General features: G+C 57.3%; 20 protein-coding genes and 1 pseudogene. 16 read left to right on the top strand and 5 right to left on the bottom strand.

The window, feature by feature from the left end:
* Window positions 1-30: 30 nt before the first annotated feature.
* Complete coding sequence (locus ACLIBF_RS11260; protein WP_448309774.1) at window positions 31-315, top strand: TonB family protein; 285 nt, start codon at window positions 31-33, stop codon at window positions 313-315.
* 61 nt (window positions 316-376) lie between these two features.
* Entirely contained in the window at window positions 377-1,555 is a 1,179-nt protein-coding gene (locus tag ACLIBF_RS11255) for a phage tail fiber protein (RefSeq protein ID WP_448309650.1), read from the top strand.
* A 431-nt stretch (window positions 1,556-1,986) separates the two neighbouring features.
* Here ACLIBF_RS11255 and pqqA (ACLIBF_RS11250) read toward each other — a convergent pair whose 3' ends face one another.
* From pqqA (ACLIBF_RS11250) to ACLIBF_RS11240, 3 genes and pseudogenes are all read right to left on the bottom strand, one after another.
* Entirely contained in the window at window positions 1,987-2,058 is a 72-nt protein-coding gene (gene pqqA / locus ACLIBF_RS11250; protein ID WP_010617686.1) for a pyrroloquinoline quinone precursor peptide PqqA, read from the bottom strand.
* Window positions 2,059-2,224: 166 nt separating this feature from the next.
* A pseudogene (locus tag ACLIBF_RS11245) lies at window positions 2,225-2,488 on the bottom strand (TonB-dependent receptor plug domain-containing protein); the annotation flags it as partial.
* Window positions 2,489-2,716: 228 nt separating this feature from the next.
* The gene (locus ACLIBF_RS11240; RefSeq protein WP_069728274.1) at window positions 2,717-3,295 is read right to left on the bottom strand and encodes a diguanylate cyclase; all 579 of its coding nucleotides are present in this window, start codon (window positions 3,293-3,295) and stop codon (window positions 2,717-2,719) included.
* Window positions 3,296-3,622: 327 nt separating this feature from the next.
* On the opposite strand from ACLIBF_RS11240, the gene ACLIBF_RS11235 reads away from it, so the two are divergent.
* Both ACLIBF_RS11235 and ACLIBF_RS11230 read left to right on the top strand, forming a co-directional pair.
* Window positions 3,623-4,486: an NAD(P)-dependent oxidoreductase gene (locus ACLIBF_RS11235; RefSeq protein WP_031377889.1), complete on the top strand. Its 864-nt coding sequence runs from the start codon at window positions 3,623-3,625 to the stop codon at window positions 4,484-4,486.
* On the top strand, window positions 4,483-5,265 hold the full coding sequence (locus ACLIBF_RS11230) for an AraC family transcriptional regulator (RefSeq protein ID WP_316553080.1): 783 nt from the start codon (window positions 4,483-4,485) through the stop codon (window positions 5,263-5,265). The genes ACLIBF_RS11235 and ACLIBF_RS11230 overlap by 4 nt, the downstream gene beginning before the upstream one ends.
* Here ACLIBF_RS11230 and leuA read toward each other — a convergent pair.
* Window positions 5,186-6,901, bottom strand: coding sequence for a 2-isopropylmalate synthase (gene leuA / locus ACLIBF_RS11225; RefSeq protein WP_448310391.1), 1,716 nt, complete (start codon window positions 6,899-6,901; stop codon window positions 5,186-5,188). The two genes, ACLIBF_RS11230 and leuA, sit on opposite strands and share 80 nt — an antisense overlap.
* Before the next feature lie 208 nt (window positions 6,902-7,109).
* Between leuA and ACLIBF_RS11220 the strand changes: the two genes are divergently transcribed.
* The 8 genes from ACLIBF_RS11220 to ACLIBF_RS11185 all read left to right on the top strand — a co-directional run bounded on the left by ACLIBF_RS11220 (window position 7,110) and on the right by ACLIBF_RS11185 (window position 14,556).
* Window positions 7,110-8,126 carry a dipeptidase gene (locus tag ACLIBF_RS11220; RefSeq protein WP_448309771.1) on the top strand — a complete coding sequence of 339 codons (1,017 nt, stop codon included), beginning with the start codon at window positions 7,110-7,112 and terminating at the stop codon, window positions 8,124-8,126.
* Window positions 8,127-8,272: 146 nt separating this feature from the next.
* A complete protein-coding gene (gene pqqA / locus ACLIBF_RS11215) occupies window positions 8,273-8,344 on the top strand; it encodes a pyrroloquinoline quinone precursor peptide PqqA (protein ID WP_009090272.1) in 72 nt (23 codons plus the stop codon).
* A gap of 54 nt (window positions 8,345-8,398) precedes the next feature.
* Window positions 8,399-9,316 (top strand): pyrroloquinoline quinone biosynthesis protein PqqB, encoded by a 918-nt coding sequence (gene pqqB, locus ACLIBF_RS11210; protein WP_046288331.1) that lies wholly within the window; start codon window positions 8,399-8,401, stop codon window positions 9,314-9,316.
* A gap of 3 nt (window positions 9,317-9,319) precedes the next feature.
* On the top strand, window positions 9,320-10,075 hold the full coding sequence (gene pqqC, locus ACLIBF_RS11205; protein WP_031377893.1) for a pyrroloquinoline-quinone synthase PqqC: 756 nt from the start codon (window positions 9,320-9,322) through the stop codon (window positions 10,073-10,075).
* 3 nt (window positions 10,076-10,078) lie between these two features.
* Window positions 10,079-10,357 carry a pyrroloquinoline quinone biosynthesis peptide chaperone PqqD gene (gene pqqD, locus ACLIBF_RS11200; RefSeq protein WP_031377894.1) on the top strand — a complete coding sequence of 93 codons (279 nt, stop codon included), beginning with the start codon at window positions 10,079-10,081 and terminating at the stop codon, window positions 10,355-10,357.
* Window positions 10,344-11,486: a pyrroloquinoline quinone biosynthesis protein PqqE gene (gene pqqE / locus ACLIBF_RS11195; protein WP_031377895.1), complete on the top strand. Its 1,143-nt coding sequence runs from the start codon at window positions 10,344-10,346 to the stop codon at window positions 11,484-11,486. The genes pqqD and pqqE overlap by 14 nt, the downstream gene beginning before the upstream one ends.
* Window positions 11,487-11,488: 2 nt before the next feature.
* On the top strand, window positions 11,489-13,852 hold the full coding sequence (gene pqqF / locus ACLIBF_RS11190) for a pyrroloquinoline quinone biosynthesis protein PqqF (RefSeq protein WP_448309769.1): 2,364 nt from the start codon (window positions 11,489-11,491) through the stop codon (window positions 13,850-13,852).
* A gap of 119 nt (window positions 13,853-13,971) precedes the next feature.
* Window positions 13,972-14,556: a YceI family protein gene (locus ACLIBF_RS11185; protein ID WP_069728278.1), complete on the top strand. Its 585-nt coding sequence runs from the start codon at window positions 13,972-13,974 to the stop codon at window positions 14,554-14,556.
* Window positions 14,557-14,600: 44 nt separating this feature from the next.
* On the opposite strand, the gene dld is transcribed toward ACLIBF_RS11185, so the two are convergent.
* Entirely contained in the window at window positions 14,601-16,298 is a 1,698-nt protein-coding gene (gene dld / locus ACLIBF_RS11180; protein ID WP_046288329.1) for a D-lactate dehydrogenase, read from the bottom strand.
* Window positions 16,299-16,756: 458 nt separating this feature from the next.
* Between dld and ACLIBF_RS11175 the strand changes: the two genes are divergently transcribed.
* From ACLIBF_RS11175 to ACLIBF_RS11160, 4 genes are read left to right on the top strand one after another with little or no spacing between them, the layout of a single operon-like run.
* A complete protein-coding gene (locus ACLIBF_RS11175; protein WP_069728280.1) occupies window positions 16,757-17,737 on the top strand; it encodes a 6-phosphofructokinase in 981 nt (326 codons plus the stop codon).
* Between the two features lie 10 nt (window positions 17,738-17,747).
* On the top strand, window positions 17,748-18,062 hold the full coding sequence (locus ACLIBF_RS11170) for a PTS sugar transporter subunit IIB (protein ID WP_031377537.1): 315 nt from the start codon (window positions 17,748-17,750) through the stop codon (window positions 18,060-18,062).
* The gene (locus tag ACLIBF_RS11165; protein ID WP_031377538.1) at window positions 18,055-19,422 is read left to right on the top strand and encodes a PTS sugar transporter subunit IIC; all 1,368 of its coding nucleotides are present in this window, start codon (window positions 18,055-18,057) and stop codon (window positions 19,420-19,422) included. Before ACLIBF_RS11170 ends, ACLIBF_RS11165 begins: the two co-directional genes overlap by 8 nt.
* Complete coding sequence (locus ACLIBF_RS11160; RefSeq protein WP_031377539.1) at window positions 19,409-20,251, top strand: class II fructose-bisphosphate aldolase; 843 nt, start codon at window positions 19,409-19,411, stop codon at window positions 20,249-20,251. The genes ACLIBF_RS11165 and ACLIBF_RS11160 overlap by 14 nt, the downstream gene beginning before the upstream one ends.
* The last annotated feature ends 81 nt before the right edge of the window (window positions 20,252-20,332 follow it).

The following is a 20,332-nucleotide window of genomic DNA, read 5'->3' as shown; positions in this document are numbered from 1 at the left end:
GTTGATATGCTTTCAATTATGGAGGCACTTATGCGCAAATTTCTGACTGCTTTACTCTTTGTTTTTTCAATTGTCGTACATGCAGGTAATAAAATTGCTTATCCTGAAAGGGCCGAAATGCTTCGGATCGGTGGAGAGGTTAATGTGGTCTATGACATATCCACTGAAGGCAAAACGGAAAATATTAGGGTCATAAGCGTTAATCCTAAGTATATATTTGACCGTGAAGTGAAAAAACAGATATCGACATGGCGTTACCCTCAAAATGAACCACAGAAAGACGTTGCTTTGAGAGTCGTTTTTAAAGCGAATTGACGAAATCTAAATCATGAGAACCCGGCCACCGAGCCGGGTTTTTTATTGCCCGGAGAAATCTATGCCAGCAGGCACTATTGCACTAACTAACAACTCAACCGCAGTTACCGGCTCAGGCACTAATTTTTCCTCTGAGCTGAAGGCTAACGATTTCCTGGTAGCCATTGTGGGCGGCGTGACTTACACACTTGGCGTGCAGTCAGTTAACTCAGCCACAAGCGTGACACTGACTACGGCATATAACGGCCCGACAACGTCAGGGCTGGCATGGACGGCTGTTCCTAATGCGGCACTGGTTGGGATTACTGCTCAGGTAGCAGCTGATGTTGCCAAAGCCATTCGCGGACTTAATCTCGATAAGGCGAACTGGCAAAAGATTTATAGCAATGATCCGTCCGTTACCGTGACCCTGCCAGGCATGAGTAGTTTCACGGGTCCAAGTTGGGGTTATTTAGCTGGGCAGGTTAATGGTAAACTATCAACAGACTCAGCAACGCTACGTAAACTCTTTACTTCTGCCTTCGTAAATCCCGGAGATAATTGGGCTTACCCAGGCGTAGCCACATATAATAACAATTTGTGGGGAAGCCCTAGCCAGTGGGGAACAGTTCTTACGCTATCAAATCAGGATGTAAGCGGGAATGGGGCTGAAGGGCGTTGGTATAGCTATATTCAAATTGATACATTGGGTAATTTCACAATTGCTGCAAACATCAATAATACATTCTTTGGAGCTTACCGCGTCTGGACTACGAAAAACACTACGGTGGACGGATCTGGTTTTATTAAGCGCGCATCACCAATTGTGCGTCTGACGGCAAGCGTAGAAATTATGAGTGATGAATTTACTGACAATTTCAATATTGCTGGCAGCGGCGCGGTCAATGAAGAGGCCGAGGGAGTTATAGTCGAAAAACTTGGTGAAGGTAATTATCGCATTTCTGGTTCCGATGGCCTTGCAAAAGACGGGTGGCAGATAGAGGTTCCAAAAGACATCAATGGTAACCGGTTGTGCTTCGTTGAGGTCACCGAGGGGCTAACCGGCATTCTGATTAAAGTATTCAAGCCAAAACTTGACCTTGAGACGGGAGGCATAGTTGCCGGTGAGAAGTATGATATTCCAGATGGGCGCTGGGTTGATGTACGGTTAGAGATGCCTTCAACATCAATTTACAACGTCAGACATCAGAAAGCTGCCAGTCAAATACAAGCTTCTCAGTCAGGAGAGGTAAAGCCCTAAAAAAGCCCGGCGACGGGGCAGTTCCTTTTCGTTCAATCTAAGTATTTGAGTGACGGATGCTGCATACCCGCCTCAATAGCGTCAACGCACCTTAGAAGTTCCATGGCTAGCTCTCTCGCCATGTCGGCTCTGATGCTAAGATGCAGGTCGGGGAAATGGTGGGGATCTACAATGTGACCGGTCATTGAATCCTTCATTGTGAGGTCAACGACGAGAAGCCGGCCTACCGCGCTATAAATCGTGTCGAACCCCGTGAGCTCAGGCATCCTTCCGACATTTTCTTCATGCTTCATATTAACCCTCACACTTGATACTGTTCTTTTATACAGTATCGTTAGATGAGTTGTAAGCGTCAACACTGAACTTATTAGACATGTGGCACTTGGCATACCTCTACAATGTAAAAGCCCGCACGATGGCGGGCAGAGTGTTTAGCGGTTAGAAATGTACAGAGTCACTTCCAGACCGAGGCGCAGATCAACAAATTCTGGCTTCTTCCACATAGCAATTCCCTCCTGATGAGTTAAACACCTCTCAATTATACCTCAAAAACAGAAGGTAAATTGAGTACATAAATGAGTACACAATTATTCATGGCTCATTTCACGCAACTCTCGGCAAACCCAGGAGTGGCCTGAGATCAGCCGTGTTTTTCATGGTTTAAATCCCGTAGTTTTGCCTGTTCTGGATTTGTAAGCCCGGCACGCTGCTGAGATTTTCCGACAGATTGACGCGTGGTGCGGCCTGACGCATCTCATCACCGCTGACCACACTGACCGCGGCGGGCGTGTCGAGCACATTCAGGCCGCTCTCGGACGGGGTCGCGCTGACCACCAGGGTGTTGTCATTCTCTTCTGCCAGCAGCGATAGCGGAAACAGGGTGGGCAGGATCAACAGCGGCAGCGTCGCCTGACGCAGTAACGTTATTTTCATTTTTAGCGGCCTGAAAAAGATGAATAATGAACCAGCTGGAACAATTGGCGCGTATGGTAATGCTTTGCCGGGTTCTGGTATAGATCTTTACGTGTCGTCAGGCTTATTCCGTTCACCCGACGCCGCGCAGTCGCAGCCTCTGTTTTATCGGTTCTGCGGCCGACAGCGGTTATTTTATTTTCTGCTCGACTGCCGTGCGCAAATAACCACCGTCAGCAGGCTGCAGAATTAATCGCCGGCTGCGGCTTTATTCGCGGCACGCTTACGCGCTTTTTTGCCGCGCCAGTACTCTTCCAGATAGGGCAGCATCTCCAGCAGGAAAATAGCCGACAGAACAAAAATGATATAACCGGTCGGCAGGGGATCGGCGCGCCACATCAGCTCAAAACGGGGCGGCTCATCGCCGAAACCAAATAACGCCTGGAACTGCGGCCAGTGCCGTGAAATAACCAGCAGCAGCGCCATCAGCGGCACCATCTCAAGAAAACTGTGAACATGCTGCTCGATCGGCTTGACCTCACGCGCCGTCACCGCGTAGCTGACATCCCACAGTGCGGTGGCTTCGTGACAGAAAAAAAGCACAATCATAAAGGCGATCACCAGCGCATTCACCTCTAAAAACAGGGCCGACAATAACGGCAGTCCCATCTCTAAAAACATCAGAATATGAATCCAGGTTTCTTTCAGGCCGGTGGTGTTTTCAATATCGGTCGCCCGATGACAGATCCAGTCAGCGAAACCAGCAATAAGCCAGACCGGTAAAACGAAATAAAGTAACAGCAGCATTTGCGGATCAAATTGATGCATTACACAGCCTCTGCGGAATGAAAGTGAATAAAGCATAGACCTGGCAGGAAGAGACGCAAAATGCGGCAGCGGCAGGCGTACTGTTTATTGTTGAATCAGGCAGAGAGGGGATTAGCGCCGCAGGATCGCTAACTGGCGCGGGCGGCCGGAATATTAGCGCGCCGACAGCGAGCGTGCCGGGACAGGACATTGCCGGCTGCCTCATCGCGTTGGGCTGGATTTTTTGGCCGTTTGCCGTCAGGCTGAAGAGAGCCTTTTTTAAGCCTTATGCGTCGGGGCCAGTCGGGTCGCGGCGCATCATTTCCACATTGATCAAAGGGAGTCAGCATGAGTCAACAACCTGAAGTGGCGGTTCTGGGATTGGGTGCAATGGGCCACGCGTTCGCCGCTAACCTGCTGAAGAAAGGCTTTAAGGTCCACGGCTGGAACCGGACCCGCGCACGCGGCGAGGATCTGCTGGATGCCGGTTTGCAACTGGCCGATTCGCCCGCCGAGGCGGTGCGTCAGGCAGATGTGGTGATTGCGATGCTGTCGGACGGCGAGACCACTGAGCAGGTGCTGCAGCAGAGTCAGGAGGCATTTAAACCGGGCGCCATTTTATGTCAGATGGGCACCATCGGCGTGGAAAAAACCGACACGCTGATCGCCCTGTTCGCCGGCGCGCGCAGCGACGTGCTGTTTATTGACGCGCCGGTCTCCGGCACCAAAGCGCCAGCAGAAAATGGCCAGATTCTGGTATTAGCCAGCGGCGATCGCAGCCGCGCCGCCGCGGCCGAAACGGTATTTGCCGCGATTGGCAAGGGCACGCAGTGGCTGGGCGAGGCGGGCAAAAGTTCACGCATGAAGCTGGTGATCAACAGCTGGCTGATTGGCATGATGCAGAGCCTGGCGGAGAGCACCCAGCTGGCGGCGCAGTTTGGTTTTTCGACCGACGATCTCTGGCAGGTGCTGGAGGGCGGCCCACTGGCGGCCCCGTACGCAAAAATGAAGCTGGGGATGATCGCCAGCGACGACTACACCCCGCAGATGAATCTGGTCTGGGCGCTGAAAGATGCCCGACTGGCCCTTGAGGCGTCTGATATTCCGCTGCCGGCGCTGGCAAATATTGCTGATTTCTGGCAGCAGGCGGTTGATGACGGCCTGGGTGAACAGGATCTGGCAGTGGTCTACCGCTATCTGAACGCGCAATGAGTTGTCCGGCCGGCTTTGACTTCAGCCACCGGCCGCTGGTGCCGCTGGCGCATGATTACGCCCACGGTGCCAGCGAGCCGTGGCATCAGCATGACTGCGCGCAGCTGATCCACACGCTGAGTGGCGTGGTGCGGGTGGAGACCGAATTTGGCAGCTGGACGGTGCCGCCGAGTCGCGGTGTCTGGTTACCGGCGTTTACCCGGCATGCGCTACAGATCACCGGCACGGTGGCGGCACGAACGCTGTTTATCCATCCGCTGGCGCGCGCCGATCTGCCAGCCAGTTGTCAGGTGGTGCAGATTACGCCGCTGCTGCGTGAGCTGATTGTCAGCGCGCTGACGTTGCCGGCCGCCTATCTGGCTGACAGTCGTGCCGAACGGATCGTGGAACTGATTCTGGATGAAATCCGCGGCATGGACGTGTTGCCGTTTGCGCTGCCCGCACCGCACAGCGCCCGGTTACAGGCGCTTTGCCAGCGTATTCAGCAGACGCCGGGCGAAAGCTGGACCCTGCTGCGTGCCAGCGCCAGCCTCAACGTCTCGGGGCGCACGCTGGCGCGTCACTTCAGCCGTGAAACCGGCTTACAATTCAGCGACTGGGTCCGTCGCGCCCGCCTCGCCATCGCCCTGACGCGACTGGCGCAGGGCGATTCGGTGCTGCGGGTAGCGCTGGATCTCGGCTATGAAAGTCCCAGCGCCTTCAGCGCGATGTTTCGTCGCTTGCTGGGCGTGGCGCCGACGGATTATTTTCCCGCGCAGGAAAGCGACTCGCCGCGTTAAACAGCGCCTGCAGCGCGGCGCGCGCCGTATCATTATCGATGCTCACGCCCCAGTAGCGGTTGCCACTGGCATCCAGACAGCTGATATAGGCGACCGAGCGACTCTCACTGCGTTTACCCAGCGTGTGTTCATGGTAATCCTCAATGGTCAGCGCCAGGTCGAACGCGTGGCGCAGGGCATTCACCCCGGCCGACAACCAGCCGTTGCCGCTGCCCTGTAAGCTGAGGGTGCGCGACTGATAGCTGACGCTGGCGTTAAGCGTGGTCTGGCCGTGGTTATCGCTCTGGCTGCTGGCCTTCAGCAACTGCAGCGTTGGCTGGTCCACGCCATACTGACGACAAAACAGCTGCCACAGCGCGTAATGGGTCATTTCGCCGCCATGATGGTCAGTGTGCTGCTGTACGCAGCGGCTGAAATCCTGCTGCAGCGCGCGCGGCAGCTGCAAGCCGTGGTTTTGCTCCAGCAGCCATGCGGCACCGCTTTTGCCTGACTGGCTGTTCACCCGAATTACCGCTTCATAGCTGCAGCCAATATCGGCCGGATCGAGCGGCAGATAGGGCATCTGCCAGTGCGTTTCCTGCTGGCTGGCGCGCCAGGCAAAACCCTTGCGAATCGCATCCTGATGCGAGCCGGAGAAGGCGGTAAACACCAGCTCACCGGCATAAGGATGGCGCGGGTGGACCGGCAGTTGATTACAACGGGTCACCACCTCAAGCACTTCGCTCATCTGGCTGAAATCCAGCTGCGGGGCGACACCCTGGGTGTAGAGATTCAGCGCCAGGGTGACCAGGTCGACATTGCCGGTGCGCTCGCCGTTGCCAAACAGACAGCCTTCGACCCGATCCGCCCCCGCCAGCAGCGCCAGTTCAGCGCAGGCGACACCGGTGCCGCGATCGTTATGTGGATGGACGCTGATGCAGACTGCCTGCCGGCGGCTGAACTGGCGGCAGAACAGCTCAATCTGATCGGCATAGACGTTGGGCGTGTTGACCTCCACCGTGGCGGGCAGGTTGATGATCATCGGACGGCTGGCGTCAGGCTGCCAGACGTCGGCGACCGCTTCACAAATCTCCAGCACAAACGCCATTTCGGTAAAACAGAAGGTTTCCGGCGAGTACTCAAAGGTCCACGCCGTTTCGGGCTGCGCCTCACAGGCGGTGCGGATCTGCTGCGCAGCGGCCGTTGCCAGCGCCACGATCTCCGCTTTGCTCTGTTTGAAAACCCGCTCGCGGAACAGCGGGGCGGTGGCGTTATACAGATGCACAATCGCCCGCGGTGCGCCCTGCAAGGCGATGAAGGTGCGCTCAATCAGATCGTGGCGCGCCTGGGTCAGCACCTGCAGCGTCACGTCATCAGGAATGCGGTGCTGCTCTATCAGATCGCGCACAAAGTCGAAGTCGGTCTGCGAGGCGGAGGGAAAGGCGACCTCAATTTCTTTAAAGCCGCAGCGCAGCAACAGCGCCCAGAATTCCATTTTGCGATCGCGATCCATCGGTTCGGCCAGCGCCTGATTACCGTCACGCAGATCGGTTGACAGCCAGCGCGGTGCGTGGCTGAGCTGGCGCGCAGGCCACTGGCGATCGGGCAGGGTAATCAGCGGGGATGGGCGGTATTTCTCAGCGGGATCGGTCAGCATCATCATTCTCTCCAGGTGGTTTTTTTCCAGTCTGGCGGCAGCGGGCCAGCGGCGCGCGCGCAATGCTGACAACCTGATGTGCAAAAGTGACAACCGGCGGGCTGACGGGCGTTGAGCCGCGCCGCGCACTGAACCCTGGGTGCGCTGCGGTTTGATGAATCCGCCGGGCAGGGGTAGCATGGTCGCCTGTTTATTCGGGTGGACGCTTATGTTGATTTTTGATGGTCACAACGATCTGCTGCTTAATCTGTGGCTGCATCATCGCGATGCGCCCGCGCAGGCGTTTTATCAGGGTATTGAACGAGGCCACCTCGATTTTCCTCGCATTCAGCAGGGCGGACTCGGCGGCGGGTTGTTTGCGATCTTTGTGCCCCCGCAGGAGTACATTGCCCGCACCGTTCCGGCACGCGCCGAGGAGCCATATGAACCACTGCAGATTATGTGGCAACAGCTCGAAATTCTGCAGCAGCTGGCCGATGCGTCAGGTGGACGGGCGCGCATCTGCCGCAGCCATGACGAGATTGCGGCCTGCCGCGCCGCAGGCGTGCTGGCGATGGTGGCACATATCGAGGGCGCCGATGCGCTGGACGGCGACGGCGAGGCATTACAGGCGTTCTGGCAGGCCGGGGTGCGCAGCATCGGGCCCTTCTGGAATCTGCCTAACCGGTTTGGTCAGGGGGTTAGCGGCAGCTTTCCCGGCTCGCCCGATACCGGTCCGGGGCTGACGGCGGCGGGCGAGGCGCTGATTAAGCAGGCTAATGCGCTGCGAATGATGATCGACGTATCGCACATGAATGAAAAAGCGTTCCGGGATACCGCGCGACTCTCTGATGCGCCGCTGGTCGCCAGCCATTCCAATGCGCATGCGCTCTGTCCCCAGCCGCGTAACCTGACCGATGCCCAACTGGTGGCGATCCGCGACAGCGGCGGACTGATCGGGATTAATTTCGGCAACGCCTTTTTGCGCGCCGATGGTCAGCGCGACAGTAACACTCCGTTGACAGAAATTGTTAAGCATTGTGATCATCTGTTGAGGATAATGGGCAGCGACCATGTGGCGTTTGGCTCCGATTTCGACGGTATAACCCCGCCGGAGGCGCTGGGCGATGTCAGCGGATTACCGCGTCTGCTCGCCGCTTTGCGGGAAGCGGGCTATGATCAAACACTGACAGAGAAGCTGGCGTGGGGAAACTGGCAGCGGGTTTTAGCGCAAACCGGTCTGTGATAACAATTTCCTTACTTCTTTCGGGTTGATCTCGACGCGCCATTGGCGCAACATCTGTCGGCAAATTTGTGACTGGGATCGCGTTTCACACCCGGTCGCCAGATTTTCTGGCCGCTAATTTACTGTTACTCAAGAGGAAATAAATCATGTGGAAAAAGCCAACTTTCGTTGATCTGCGTCTCGGCCTGGAAGTGACTCTGTACATCTCCAACCGTTAATAATTCTGCCCGCCATCTGCGCGGGCATTTTGTTTCAACTTCTGGTTTTCCTTCATGTTTATTAAAGTCCTCGGCTCAGCCGCTGGTGGCGGATTTCCGCAGTGGAACTGTAACTGCGCTAACTGTCATGGCGTGCGTACCGGCACCATTCAGGCCAGTGCACGTACCCAATCGTCGATTATCCTCAGCGATAATGGCGAAGACTGGGTGTTATGTAACGCCTCGCCCGACATCAGTCAGCAGATTCTGCATACGCCTGAATTAACCCGTCACGGGGTGCTGCGCGGCACGGCGATCGGCGCGATTATTCTGACCGACAGCCAGATCGACCACACCACCGGGCTGCTCAGCCTGCGTGAAGGCTGCCCACATCAGGTGTGGTGTACGCCGGAAGTGCATCACGACCTCAGCAGCGGCTTCCCGATCTTTCCGATGCTGACCCACTGGAACGGCGGTTTGCAGCACCGGCCGATCGCTCCGCTGACGCCGTTCAGCGTCGATGTCTGCCGCGATCTGCAATTCACCGCGATTCCGATTCTCAGCAACGCGCCGCCCTATTCGCCTTACCGCGATCGGCCACTGCCGGGCCACAACGTGGCGCTGTTTATCGAAAATCGCACCAGCGGCAAGACGCTGCTGTATGCGCCGGGCCTCGGCGAACCGGATGCGGTGATCCTGCCGTGGCTGCAAAAAGCCGACTGCCTGCTGATCGACGGCACGGTCTGGCAGGATGATGAACTGCTGACCACCGGCGTCGGTAAAAATACCGGCAAAGCGATGGGTCACCTGGCGCTGGCCGAAGAGCAGGGGCTGATGGCGCTGCTGGCCTCGCTGCCGGCAAAACGCAAAATTCTGATTCACATTAACAACACCAATCCGATTCTCAACGAGCAGTCCCCTCAGCGTCAGTTCCTGACGCAGCAAGGGATTGAGGTGAGCTGGGACGGAATGGCGATCCACCTTCAGGACTAAATCATGCAGATCACTGACACGCTGTCGCCGCAGGCTTTTGAACAGGCCCTGCGCGACAAAGGCGCTTACTACCATATTCATCATCCGTATCACATCGCGATGCATAACGGTCAGGCGACGCGCGAGCAGATTCAGGGATGGGTGGCGAATCGCTTTTACTACCAGACCACCATTCCGCTGAAAGATGCTGCCATTATGGCTAACTGTCCCGATCCGGCGACCCGGCGTAAATGGGTGCAGCGAATCCTCGATCACGACGGCAGCAATGGCGCAGAAGGCGGAATTGAAGCCTGGCTGCAGCTCGGCGAAGCGGTCGGGCTAACGCGTGAAGAACTGATCTCCGAGCGGCACGTGCTGCCAGGCGTGCGTTTTGCGGTTGACGCCTACGTCAACTTTGCCCGTCGCGCCAACTGGCAGGAAGCAGCCTGCAGCTCGCTGACCGAGCTGTTTGCGCCGCAGATCCATCAGTCGCGCCTCGACAGCTGGCCACAGCACTATCCGTGGATCAAAGAAGAGGGCTATTTCTACTTCCGCAGCCGCCTGAGCCAGGCGAACCGCGATGTGGAACATGGCCTGGCGCTGGCGCTGGAATTCTGCACCACCGCTGAAAAGCAGAACCGGATGCTGGAAATTTTGCAGTTTAAGCTCGATATTTTGTGGAGCATGCTCGACGCGATGACCATGGCCTATGAGCTTAAGCGTCCGCCTTACCACACCGTCACCGACAAGGCGGCGTGGCACACCACCCGACTGGTATAACAGATGAATGAAAACTTGATTGCCGCGTTCCGTCGCGGCTACCGCATGCAGTGGGAAGCCGCGCAGGATAGCCACGTGGTGCTCTATCCGGAAGGGATGGCGAAGCTCAACGAAACCGCCGCGGCCATCCTTGCGCTGGTGGACGGCAAACAGGATATCGCCGCCATTATTGCCACGCTCGACAGCCGCTTCCCGGAAGCCGGCGGCGTCGGCGACGATGTGAAAGAGTTCCTGCAATCAGCCTATGAACAGAAGTGGATACAGTTCCGTGACCCCGAGTAAACCTGGCGTAAATCCGCCGCTCTGGCTGCTGGCGGAGCTGACCTATCGCTGCCCGCTGCAGTGCCCGTACTGCTCAAATCCGCTCGATTTTGCCCAGCAGGAAAAAGAGCTGACCACTGAGCAGTGGATCGAGGTGTTTCGCCAGGCGCGCGCCATGGGCAGCGTACAGCTCGGTTTTTCCGGCGGTGAGCCGCTGGTGCGTAAGGATCTGCCGGAGCTGATCAAAGCGGCGCGTGACCTCGGCTTCTACACCAATCTGATCACCTCCGGCATTGGCCTGACCGAGAAAAAGCTGGATGCGTTCAGCGAAGCCGGGCTGGATCATATTCAGATCAGCTTTCAGGCCAGTGATGAAACCCTGAACGCCGCGCTGGCCGGATCGAAAAAAGCCTTCCAGCAGAAGCTGGAAATGGCGAAGGCGGTTAAGGCGCACGGCTATCCGATGGTGCTGAACTTCGTGCTGCACCGCCATAACATCGACCAGATCGATAAAATCATCGATCTCTGCATCGAGCTGGAAGCGGATGATGTGGAGCTGGCGACCTGCCAGTTTTATGGCTGGGCGCAGCTCAACCGTGAAGGGCTGCTGCCGACCCGCGAACAGATTGCCCGCGCCGAAGCGGTGGTCAGCCGTTACCGTGAGCGGATGAGCGCCAGCGGTAACCTGACCAACCTGCTGTTCGTCACGCCTGACTATTATGAAGAGCGTCCGAAAGGCTGCATGGGCGGCTGGGGCGCGATTTTCCTCAGCGTCACGCCGGAAGGCACCGCGCTGCCGTGCCACAGTGCGCGCCAGCTGCCGGTGGAGTTTCCGTCGGTGCTGGATCAGCGGCTGGATGACATCTGGTATCACTCGTTTGGTTTTAACCGTTATCGCGGTTACGACTGGATGCCGGAGCCGTGCCGCTCCTGCGACGAGAAAGAGAAGGACTTTGGCGGCTGTCGCTGTCAGGCTTACATGCTGACCGGCAATGCCGACAACGCCGATCCGGTCTGCAGCAAATCGCCGCATCACGACACGATCCTCGCCGCACGCCGCGAAGCCGATTGCAGCGACATCAAAATTGGACAGCTGCAGTTCCGCAATCGCAGCAATTCTCAGCTGATCTACAAGACCCGGAACCTGTAACCGTGCGCCGCCTGGAGATTAACGGCCTGCGGGTGGAACTGGTGCATCAGCCTGATGCGCGCCAGGCCGCAGCGTTAATTCAGGTCGGCGCCGGCAGCCATGATGAGCCGGACCGCTGGCCGGGGCTGGCGCACCTGCTGGAGCATCTGCTGTTCACCGGCAGCGCTGGCTGGCCGGACGACGGGCGACTGATGAGCTGGATTGCCGCGCAGGGTGGTCGGGTCAACGCCACCACGCTGGCCCGGCGCAGCGCCTGGTTTTTTGAGGTTGCGCCGCCGCAGCTGGCTGACGGACTGGCGCGCCTGCAGGATATGCTGTGCCATCCGCTGCTCGACCATCAGGCAATCCGTCAGGAAATCGCGGTGATTGAGGCTGAATATCAGCTGATCCAGCAGCATCAACCCTCCCGTACCGAAGCCGCGCTGCTGCATGCCGCCACCTCACCACCGGCGTTTCGGCGCTTTCAGATTGGCAGTCGCGCCAGCTTTGGCGAAGAGATGACCGCGCTGCAACAGGCGCTGCGTCAGTTCCATCAGCGCCATTTTTATGCCGCTAATATGCAGCTCTGGCTACAGGGACCGCAGTCGCTGGACCAGCTTGAGCAGCTGGCGCGCACCTTTGCCGCCGCGCTGCCGGACGGGCAGTGGCAGCAGGAGACGCCGCGGCCCACGCTGTCGGTCAGTGCCGGATTGCGGCTTGCCAACAGCACACCGGCTGCGCTGTGGCGCAGCTGGCTGCTGGACAGCAGTGACGGTGTCACGTTATGGCGCGAATTTCTGCTGGATGAAGCGCCGGGCTCGCTGCTGGCCACACTGCGCCAGCAGCGACTGGCCGATCGGCTGAGCCTGAAGTGGCTCTACCAGGCGGATAACGCGGTGTGGCTGGCGCTGAGCATCGACACCGATCAGCCTGAAGCGGTTAACGCACTGTTCGGGCGCTGGTTAGCCGCACTGAAGCAGACCCGTCAGCCGCAGCAACAGCATTATCTTCAGCTGGCGCAACAGCGTTTTGCGGCGCTGACGCCGCTCGATCAGCTGCGTGAGCGCGCCTTTGGCTTTGCCCCGCAAGCCGGGGTCGGCGCGTTTGCGTCATGGCTGGCCACGCTGGCGGATGCGCCCGGCACCACGCTGGTGTGTAGCCCGCAGGCGGCTGAGGAAAATTGCCACACCCAGGGCTTCAGTCTGGCATTTCACCCGTGGCAGCCGGTGCTGCCTGCCGCCAGCAGTGCGGCAGAATTCGCTTTCTATCCGCTGGCGGCACCGCTGACCCATCAGCCGCTGCCGTCGCAGGCGGTGCCGTTGCCGCATTATTCTGCTGCGGAACCGACCGGCCACGGCGAGGCTGACAGTCCGACCGCTGAGGCGGGCCCCGACGCCGACCCGGCCAGCAATAAAACCGCCACGCTCCTGCTGCGGCCGGAGTTTTTTTCAACCTTCAGCGCGGCCGTGGGTCACGCTTATGGTCGCCGGCTGCGTCCGTTGTTCGCCGCCTTGCGTCACTCAGGTGGCCAGGGCGAATGGCAGGAAGTGGAGGGCGTGTGGCAACTGACGCTGCAACTGCCCCACGACCTGGCGGTGGCGGACTGGGCGCTGCATCAGCTGGTGCAGGCGCTGACGCCACCGGTCGACGACGAACCGCTACCGCCGCCCGACACTATTGCCATCCGCGCACTGTTGCAGCAGTTGCCTTATCAGCTGACATCAACCTTTTCACCAGCCTGCTGGCGGGCGCTGCTCACCGGCGGCAGCCCGGCGCTGCAGACGCTGATTGCCCACCGACTGAGCGCGCTGCCGCTGCCGGTCAATCCGGCAGCACCGCCGATGCGGATGACCGCACCGAGCGGCATGATCGCGCTACCGCACGCCAGCCGCGATAACGCCTTGCTGCTGTTTATTCCGCTGCACCAGGCGTCACGCGCTTCGCCCCAGCAGGCGCAACAGCTGGCTGCGCTGCGGGCGCTGGCGCTGCTGTATGAGCCGCGTTTCTTCCAGCGTTACCGGGTAGAACAGCAGATAGGGTATGTGGTCAGCAGCCGCTATCTGCGCTGCGCCGATCAGGATGGCGTGCTGTTCGCGCTGCAGTCGCCCGATTACAGCGCGCTGTCGCTGCTGCGCTACTGCCGTAATTTTCTGCGTTCACTGAATGAGGCGCTGGCAGGCTGCGATCTGGTGGCACTGAAGGCCAGTCTGCATCGCGAACGGCTTGATACACCGCTGGCCCGGTTACGCCAGTTAAATGGCCTGACCGACCCGGATGCGGCGGCGATAGAGGCGCTGGACGTTGTCAGCTTGCAGCAACTGCACCACGACCTGATTCAGGCGCGGCGCCGCTGGCGGGTATTATTTACCACCGGTGGTGCGACCTGAGTTGCAGCAGCAAGGTTGCTGAATTTATTTGAAAATTACCGACAAATCTCTTCACTGTTTATTCCGGTCGAATTGCACCACACTCAGTTTACATTTTTGAGTTGTACAAGGAATTTATCGTGAAGAACCTCAAGCGTATTGCGCTGCCCCTGTTAGCCGTTGCCAGCCTGTATGTTCCTGTCTCTCAGGCAGAAGCGATGCACTACCAGCTCAATCCTGAGCACACCTCGGTGGTGGTCAGCTGGAATCATTTCGGTTTCTCACACCCGACCGCCGATATCCCGGATGCCAGCGGCACGCTGGTGTTCGATAAAGATCATCCTGAGCAGTCACGTGTTGATGTAACGCTGCCGGTCAGCAAAATCGACAGCCACGTTGCGGCGCTGACCAAAGAATTTAACGGTGCAGACTATTTCGACACCGCAAAATACCCGACCGCGACCTTCCACAGCACCAAAGTGGTGGCGAAGGGCGATAACCGTTTTGACGTTGAAGGTAATCTGACGCTGAAAGGCATCACCAAACCGGTGACGCTGCACGCCACGCTGAACAAGCAGGGTGAGCATCCGATGGTGAAGAAGCAGGCGATTGGTTTTGATGCCACCGGCACCATCAAGCGCTCCGACTTTAAGCTGGATAAATATGTTCCGGCGGTAGGTGATGAGGTTGCGCTGACCCTGTCGACTGAAGCCTACGCTAAATAACTGCGGGCCACGCAATAAGGGCCGCCGCCCTTATTGCGTATCGCTTACTGCGCCCAGAATTTCTTCTTACTGGTTTTACCGATCCCCGGATTAAAACTGTTGCTCGGGTCCAGCATCCGCCAGTGCGCTGCGTGTTCGTCTGACGCGCGATAGAGATGGCCGACATTGTGTTCCGCCGGATACTTCGCACCGCGCTGCTCCAGCACCGCAATCACCGCCTGCTTAAACGCCTTCGCATCCACGCCCGGTTTCAGCACATAATCCTGATGATTGACGTAACAGAAAAAATGGCCACAGCAGGAGTCGACCTGCACCTGTTCCGCCAGCTCGGGCGGCAGTTCAATGCGCCACGCCCGATCGTTACGCCGTAACGCCACGTCAAATGCCACCAGCCGCTGATCGGGGTCGTAGCCGAGATAATCACAGTAAGAGATGGTGCAGCCGCCAACGCCGAAGCGCACCAAAAACGCATCGCGCGCTTCCCGCTGGTTACACAGGAAAAAATCGCCCTGACCCTGACTGAAGAAGCGGGTCAGCAGGCCCTCCAGCTCTGCGGTCTGCTGTGCTTCCACTTTGATCATCAGATGATGCTCAAACCGGTCGCGGTAGGCCATAATGCGCGGCGCCACACCGCGCGGGGTGATCTGATTAAAGAACTGCAGCAGTCGATCGACACTGTTACGCGGTAAAAACGGCAGATGGCTGACCCGCACATCCCAGCGAGCTTTCTTCGCCATCAGTCCAGGCAGCGCCTGCGGACCGAGTTTGCCAATCGCCAGCATCATATGCTTGCTGTAGCGCACCGTGAGATCAAAGGCGTTGCGATGGATATATTCAGCCTGAATCGGCAGCGCCTGCATCTCTGCCAGCAGCACCCGCCGCAGCGCCACCAGCTGCTGCTCATCGTCGCTGCCAATATAGAAGGTCCGGGTCTGCGGACTGGCTTCAAAAGTCGGCAGACGCACCGCAAACACCACCACCTTACCGGCGCTGCCAGCGCTTTCATGCAGATAACGCCGATCGCCATTAAAGCGCGACGGGCTGTCCGCCGCCGTGTCCCGCAGCTGGCTGGCGTAGTCGTCAGCCCAGATCTTCCCCGCCCAGTCAGGCCGGTCGCCGGTGGTGTAGTTCTGCTGTTCCAGCCGCTGTAACATCTCTTCCGGGCTCTCTCCCAGATCGATACCCAGATGATTCACCATCTCCAGCCGCCCATCGTCATGCAAACGGGCAAACAGCGACTTTTCGGTAAAGGCCGGACCGCGCCGGATCAGCGATCCGCCGGAGTTATTACAGATACCGCCAATCACCGATGCGCCGATACAGGAGGAGCCGATCACCGAATGGGGTTCCCGGCCCAGCGGGGCGAGAATGTTCTCCAGCTCGGTCAGGGTGGCACCCGGAAAGGCGATCACCTGACGCGCCTGGTCGATCACCTGTACGCCTTTCAACCGACGGGTACTGACAATCACCACCTCGCGATCGTAATCATTGCCATCCGGCGTCGAGCCACCGGTCACTCCGGTATTGGCTGCCTGCATCAGCACAATGGCGTTGCTGGCGCAGCAGATTTGCAGGACCTGCCACAGCTGCAGCAGCGTCTGCGGCAGCACCACGGCCAGCGCTTCACCCCGACCGACCCGAAATCCTTTGGTGTACCAGGCTTTATCATCCCGTTCGGTGAGCAGATTTTTCACACCGACCCGTTCGCCAAGCTGGCGGAGCATGAGCTGCGAGGAGGTCATTTCATCTCATTATTTTGGTTAACAAGGGGTCTCATTGGACAGCCAGCGACATTCCACTGTCAATCATTGATCGCCATCGAAATAACAAAAATAGCGGCGGTTGCGGCGTTTTTAATCGGCTATTCACCCCGGAGACCCGACGGAAATAGCCGCCGAACCGTAAAAAATGAGGTGAAAATCACAGATTTGTTATGACAGATCGCCAGTCGATCGGCAGATCGATTGCCGGCCACCATATTCCCCGGCTCCGTTAGCTAACCCGCTGATATATCAGGATTCACGTCGAGCCTGCCAGCGATGTTAATTGTGATAACGATCACAAATAAGCTCAGTAATAAAGCGCTGTCAATCATCACACCTGGAAAATACCGCTCGTAACTGTGATCTCCGTTGCAAATAACAACGCCTTATCCCGGAACAATGAAACCCGGCACCAATTAAGCCAGCGGGGGGAATTAATGCGAATCGGAATAGTGATCAGCGGTGGCGATGTCAGCGGCATTAATAATTTTGTTTTTCAGGTCGGCCGACTGACCCAGGCAGAGATCGTGATATTTGACGGCGGCATACCCGGTTTATTAAACCATTGCCATCGGGATATTAGTCAGCGTGATCTGCTCGACTTTTCTATCGCCCCGATCCCGGTGATGCAATCGGGACGGACGCAAAAAAAATTGCTGCGCAGTGAATATGAAATGATTGCCCGCCAGCTAAAGAGCGCACGGATTGAAGTATTAATCATGGCGGGCGGTGACGGGTCGCTGCAATTTCTGCATACCCTGTCGGAATCTGGCGTCAATTGTTTTGGCGTCGGAATGACGATTGATAACGATGTATTTGGCAGTGATTATACGCTCGGTTTTTCCACCGCCTGCGAGCAGGTATTAAAAGAGGTGGCGAAGCTGCGTAATACCGGCCGGGCATTACCCGGACGGGTCTTTATGCTGGAGTTGCTCGGTGGCTATTGCGGCGAGTTAACCCTGCAGTCGGCGTTAAAATCCAATGCCGATTTTGCGCTGATCCCGGAGTGTCAGATCCCACTGCCGCAGCTGGCACAACGCATCACTCAGCGGCTGGCGCAGCAGAACAGCGTGGTGATCCTCTGCTCAGAGGGCTACACCCGTGAATATTCACCCGGTTTTCAGGGGGCGATCGATACCTTAATTAAACAGCTTGAACCGTTAATTGGCGTCCGCATCCGCAAAACCATTCTCGGTTACGGGCTGCGTAATGGTGAACCCACCTGCGAGGAAATTTATCAGGGCACCATTATGGCCAGTGAAGTGGTGCGTTGTATTCAGTCAGGAATGCGCAATAAAGCGGTGATTATTAATGGCAGTAATAAACCGATTCCGATTGATTTAATAAGCATGCAAAAACGCCTGGTCGATACCGACGGGCATCATTACAAGCTCGCTAAACAACTGCAAATTCTGTGAGGAGAAAACCATGCTGAAAATTTTATGTGTCTGTGGCTGCGGATTAGGATCCAGTTTTGCGATTGAGATGAGCGCAAAAGCGGTATTAAAGAAACTGGAAATTGACGCGGATATTGACCACACCACCATTTCTGAAGCCAACGCGTTTAAATCAGACATGATCCTGACGCAAAAAGCGTTTGCCGATGTATTAAATGCCGATGCCAGTCCGGAACAGATTAAACGGGTCATTATTCTCAACAAGCTTACCGATAAAGCGGAAATTGAGCAAAAGATCGTGGCCTTTTTAAAAGAACGCAACATGAAGGTCGCTGCCCATGAATAGTGTGATCGACTTCCTGGTAAAAGACTTATTAGGGCAGGCGTCGATTCTGATCGCCTTTATTGCCCTGATTGGTCTGCTGCTGCAGAAAAAATCGGCCGGCAAGGTGGTGGAAGGCACCTTTAAAACCCTGCTGGGCTTTTTAATTATGATGGCCGGTATCAATATTATTGTCGGCACGCTGACCTTCCTTAACACCATATTTACCCACGGCTTCGGGATGCAGGGCTATATCACCGATGTGGCGGCGATTGCCGGGCTGGCCAACCGTGAACTGGGATCGGAGGTGGCGTTGACCCTGCTGGTGATTTTTATCGTCAACATCATCATCGCTCGCCTGACGCCGTTTAAGTACATCTTCCTCACCGGCCAGGCGCTGCTGTGGATGGCAACGATTGGTGCGGTGATTGGCTACAAGGCGGGGCTGAGCGGTCTGCCGCTGATCCTGACCGGCGGCATTTTCGGCGGGATTATGGCGGTGGTGATGCCTGCACTGGCGCAGCCGGTGGTGCGGCGGATTACCGACTCTGATGACGTCGCGCTGGGCCACTTCTGCACCATCGGGTATCTGGTGACGGCAGCGGTGGCGAAGGTGGTCGGTAAAGGGTCGCGCTCAACCGAAGACCTGAAGCTGCCGGATAACTTTAAGTTCCTGCAGGACACCTATCTGTCGATGGCGCTGGTGATGGTACCGATGTACCTGATCCCGGCGCTGGCGGCCGGCCCGGCGTTTATTGCCCAGTACAGCAACGGCATGAACTACCTGATGTACGCCTTTATGCAGGCGATTCAGTTCGTCGCCGGGGTGTTCGTGCTCTACAGCGGGGTGCGTCTGCTGCTTAACGAGCTGGTGCCGGCTTTCCGTGGGATTGCGATGCGGGTGGTACCGGACGCTAAACCGGCGCTCGACTGCCCGGTGATGTTTCCCTACGCGCCAAACGCGGTGATTGTCGGCTTCCTTGCCACCACGCTCGGCTCCATCGTCGGCATGCTGGTCTTCCCGATGTTTGGCCTGGCGATGATCCTGCCCGGGCTGCTGACCAACTTCTTCGCGGGCGGCACCGCCGGGGTGTTTGGTAACGCCATCGGCGGACGGCGCGGGGCGATGATTGGCGGCTTTGTCCACGGCCTGTTCATCACGCTGCTGCCGGCAATTCTGGTTCCGATGCTGGAGAGCTACGGCTTCACCGGCGTGACCTTCAGCGATTCCGACGTGATCAGCACCGGTCTGGTACTCGGCCACGCCTTCCAGAACAACTGGCTGTTTGTCGCCCTGTTTATCGCTTTCGTTACTGCACTCGCCTGGTTTGTTAACGGGAAATCCACTAAGCCACAAGAGGAAAAAATCCATGAAACTTTATAATTTCGCCGATCTGTTACAGCTGGCTAAGCAACGCGATTTTAAAGCGGTCGGCTCGTTTAACCTGCACTGCCTGGAGATGCTGCCGGCCTATTTTAAAGCGGCGGAAAAAACCAACAGCCCGTTAATGATTCAGATCTCCACCGGTACGGCGAAATACCTGGGTCATAAACTGCTGGTCGATGCGATTAAATCATTGTCAGAAAGCACCGGCGTCCCGACCTGTCTGCACCTTGATCACTGTTCCGACCTGGCGGCGATTCAGACCGCCATCGACGCCGGTTTTAGCTCGGTGATGTATGACGGATCCCATCTGCCGATTGAGGAGAATATCGCCAACACCCGTCGGGTCATCGACATGGCGCGGCCGCACAACGTCTCGGTAGAGGCGGAGCTTGGGGCGATTGGCGGTTCAGAAGATGGCAAATGCGTCGAAATGGAGGCAATTGCCTTCACCCCGGTAGAGGATGCCAGACGCTTCGTGGAGGAGACCGGCGTCGATATGCTGGCGATTTCGATCGGCACGGTGCATGGCCTGTATACCGGTAAAGCGCATATTCAGCATCAGCGGCTGGCGGACATTACCGCCGCCACCCACACGCCGCTGGTACTGCACGGCGGGACCGGCGTCAGTGACGAAGATATGCGTTTAGCGGTGCGCAGCGGCATTGAAAAGGTCAACGTCGGCACGGAAATGAATGTGCAGTGGGTCGCACAATGCAAAACCAGCTTTGAAAAAGGCAAGGTCAACGACAGCGTGCGTAATTTCCTGGTACCGGCCAATGATGCGGTGACCAGCGTGCTGGTTGAGAAGATGCAGTTGTTCCGTTAATCGCCCGGTCTGAGGGCGCGGCCGACCTGAATCAGCGGTCAGTCGATCTGTTGAATCTGGTTCTTTATTAAGTATTAACCT

The sequence above is a fragment of the Pantoea sp. PGP6 genome (genome assembly GCF_053474785.1).
This window is presented reverse-complemented; position numbering and strand designations above follow the sequence as displayed.

Coding starts and splice junctions, on each gene's coding strand:
- ACLIBF_RS11165 (WP_031377538.1), top strand. CDS start 18,055: ATGAATAGTGTGATCGACTTCCTGGTAAAAGACTTATTAGGGCAGGCG.
- dld (WP_046288329.1), bottom strand. CDS start 16,298: ATGACCTCCTCGCAGCTCATGCTCCGCCAGCTTGGCGAACGGGTCGGT.
- leuA (WP_448310391.1), bottom strand. CDS start 6,901: ATGCTGACCGATCCCGCTGAGAAATACCGCCCATCCCCGCTGATTACC.
- ACLIBF_RS11170 (WP_031377537.1), top strand. CDS start 17,748: ATGCTGAAAATTTTATGTGTCTGTGGCTGCGGATTAGGATCCAGTTTT.
- ACLIBF_RS11220 (WP_448309771.1), top strand. CDS start 7,110: ATGTTGATTTTTGATGGTCACAACGATCTGCTGCTTAATCTGTGGCTG.
- ACLIBF_RS11160 (WP_031377539.1), top strand. CDS start 19,409: ATGAAACTTTATAATTTCGCCGATCTGTTACAGCTGGCTAAGCAACGC.
- pqqC (WP_031377893.1), top strand. CDS start 9,320: ATGCAGATCACTGACACGCTGTCGCCGCAGGCTTTTGAACAGGCCCTG.
- ACLIBF_RS11260 (WP_448309774.1), top strand. CDS start 31: ATGCGCAAATTTCTGACTGCTTTACTCTTTGTTTTTTCAATTGTCGTA.
- ACLIBF_RS11235 (WP_031377889.1), top strand. CDS start 3,623: ATGAGTCAACAACCTGAAGTGGCGGTTCTGGGATTGGGTGCAATGGGC.
- ACLIBF_RS11175 (WP_069728280.1), top strand. CDS start 16,757: ATGCGAATCGGAATAGTGATCAGCGGTGGCGATGTCAGCGGCATTAAT.
- pqqB (WP_046288331.1), top strand. CDS start 8,399: ATGTTTATTAAAGTCCTCGGCTCAGCCGCTGGTGGCGGATTTCCGCAG.
- ACLIBF_RS11240 (WP_069728274.1), bottom strand. CDS start 3,295: ATGCATCAATTTGATCCGCAAATGCTGCTGTTACTTTATTTCGTTTTA.
- ACLIBF_RS11230 (WP_316553080.1), top strand. CDS start 4,483: ATGAGTTGTCCGGCCGGCTTTGACTTCAGCCACCGGCCGCTGGTGCCG.
- pqqD (WP_031377894.1), top strand. CDS start 10,079: ATGAATGAAAACTTGATTGCCGCGTTCCGTCGCGGCTACCGCATGCAG.
- ACLIBF_RS11255 (WP_448309650.1), top strand. CDS start 377: ATGCCAGCAGGCACTATTGCACTAACTAACAACTCAACCGCAGTTACC.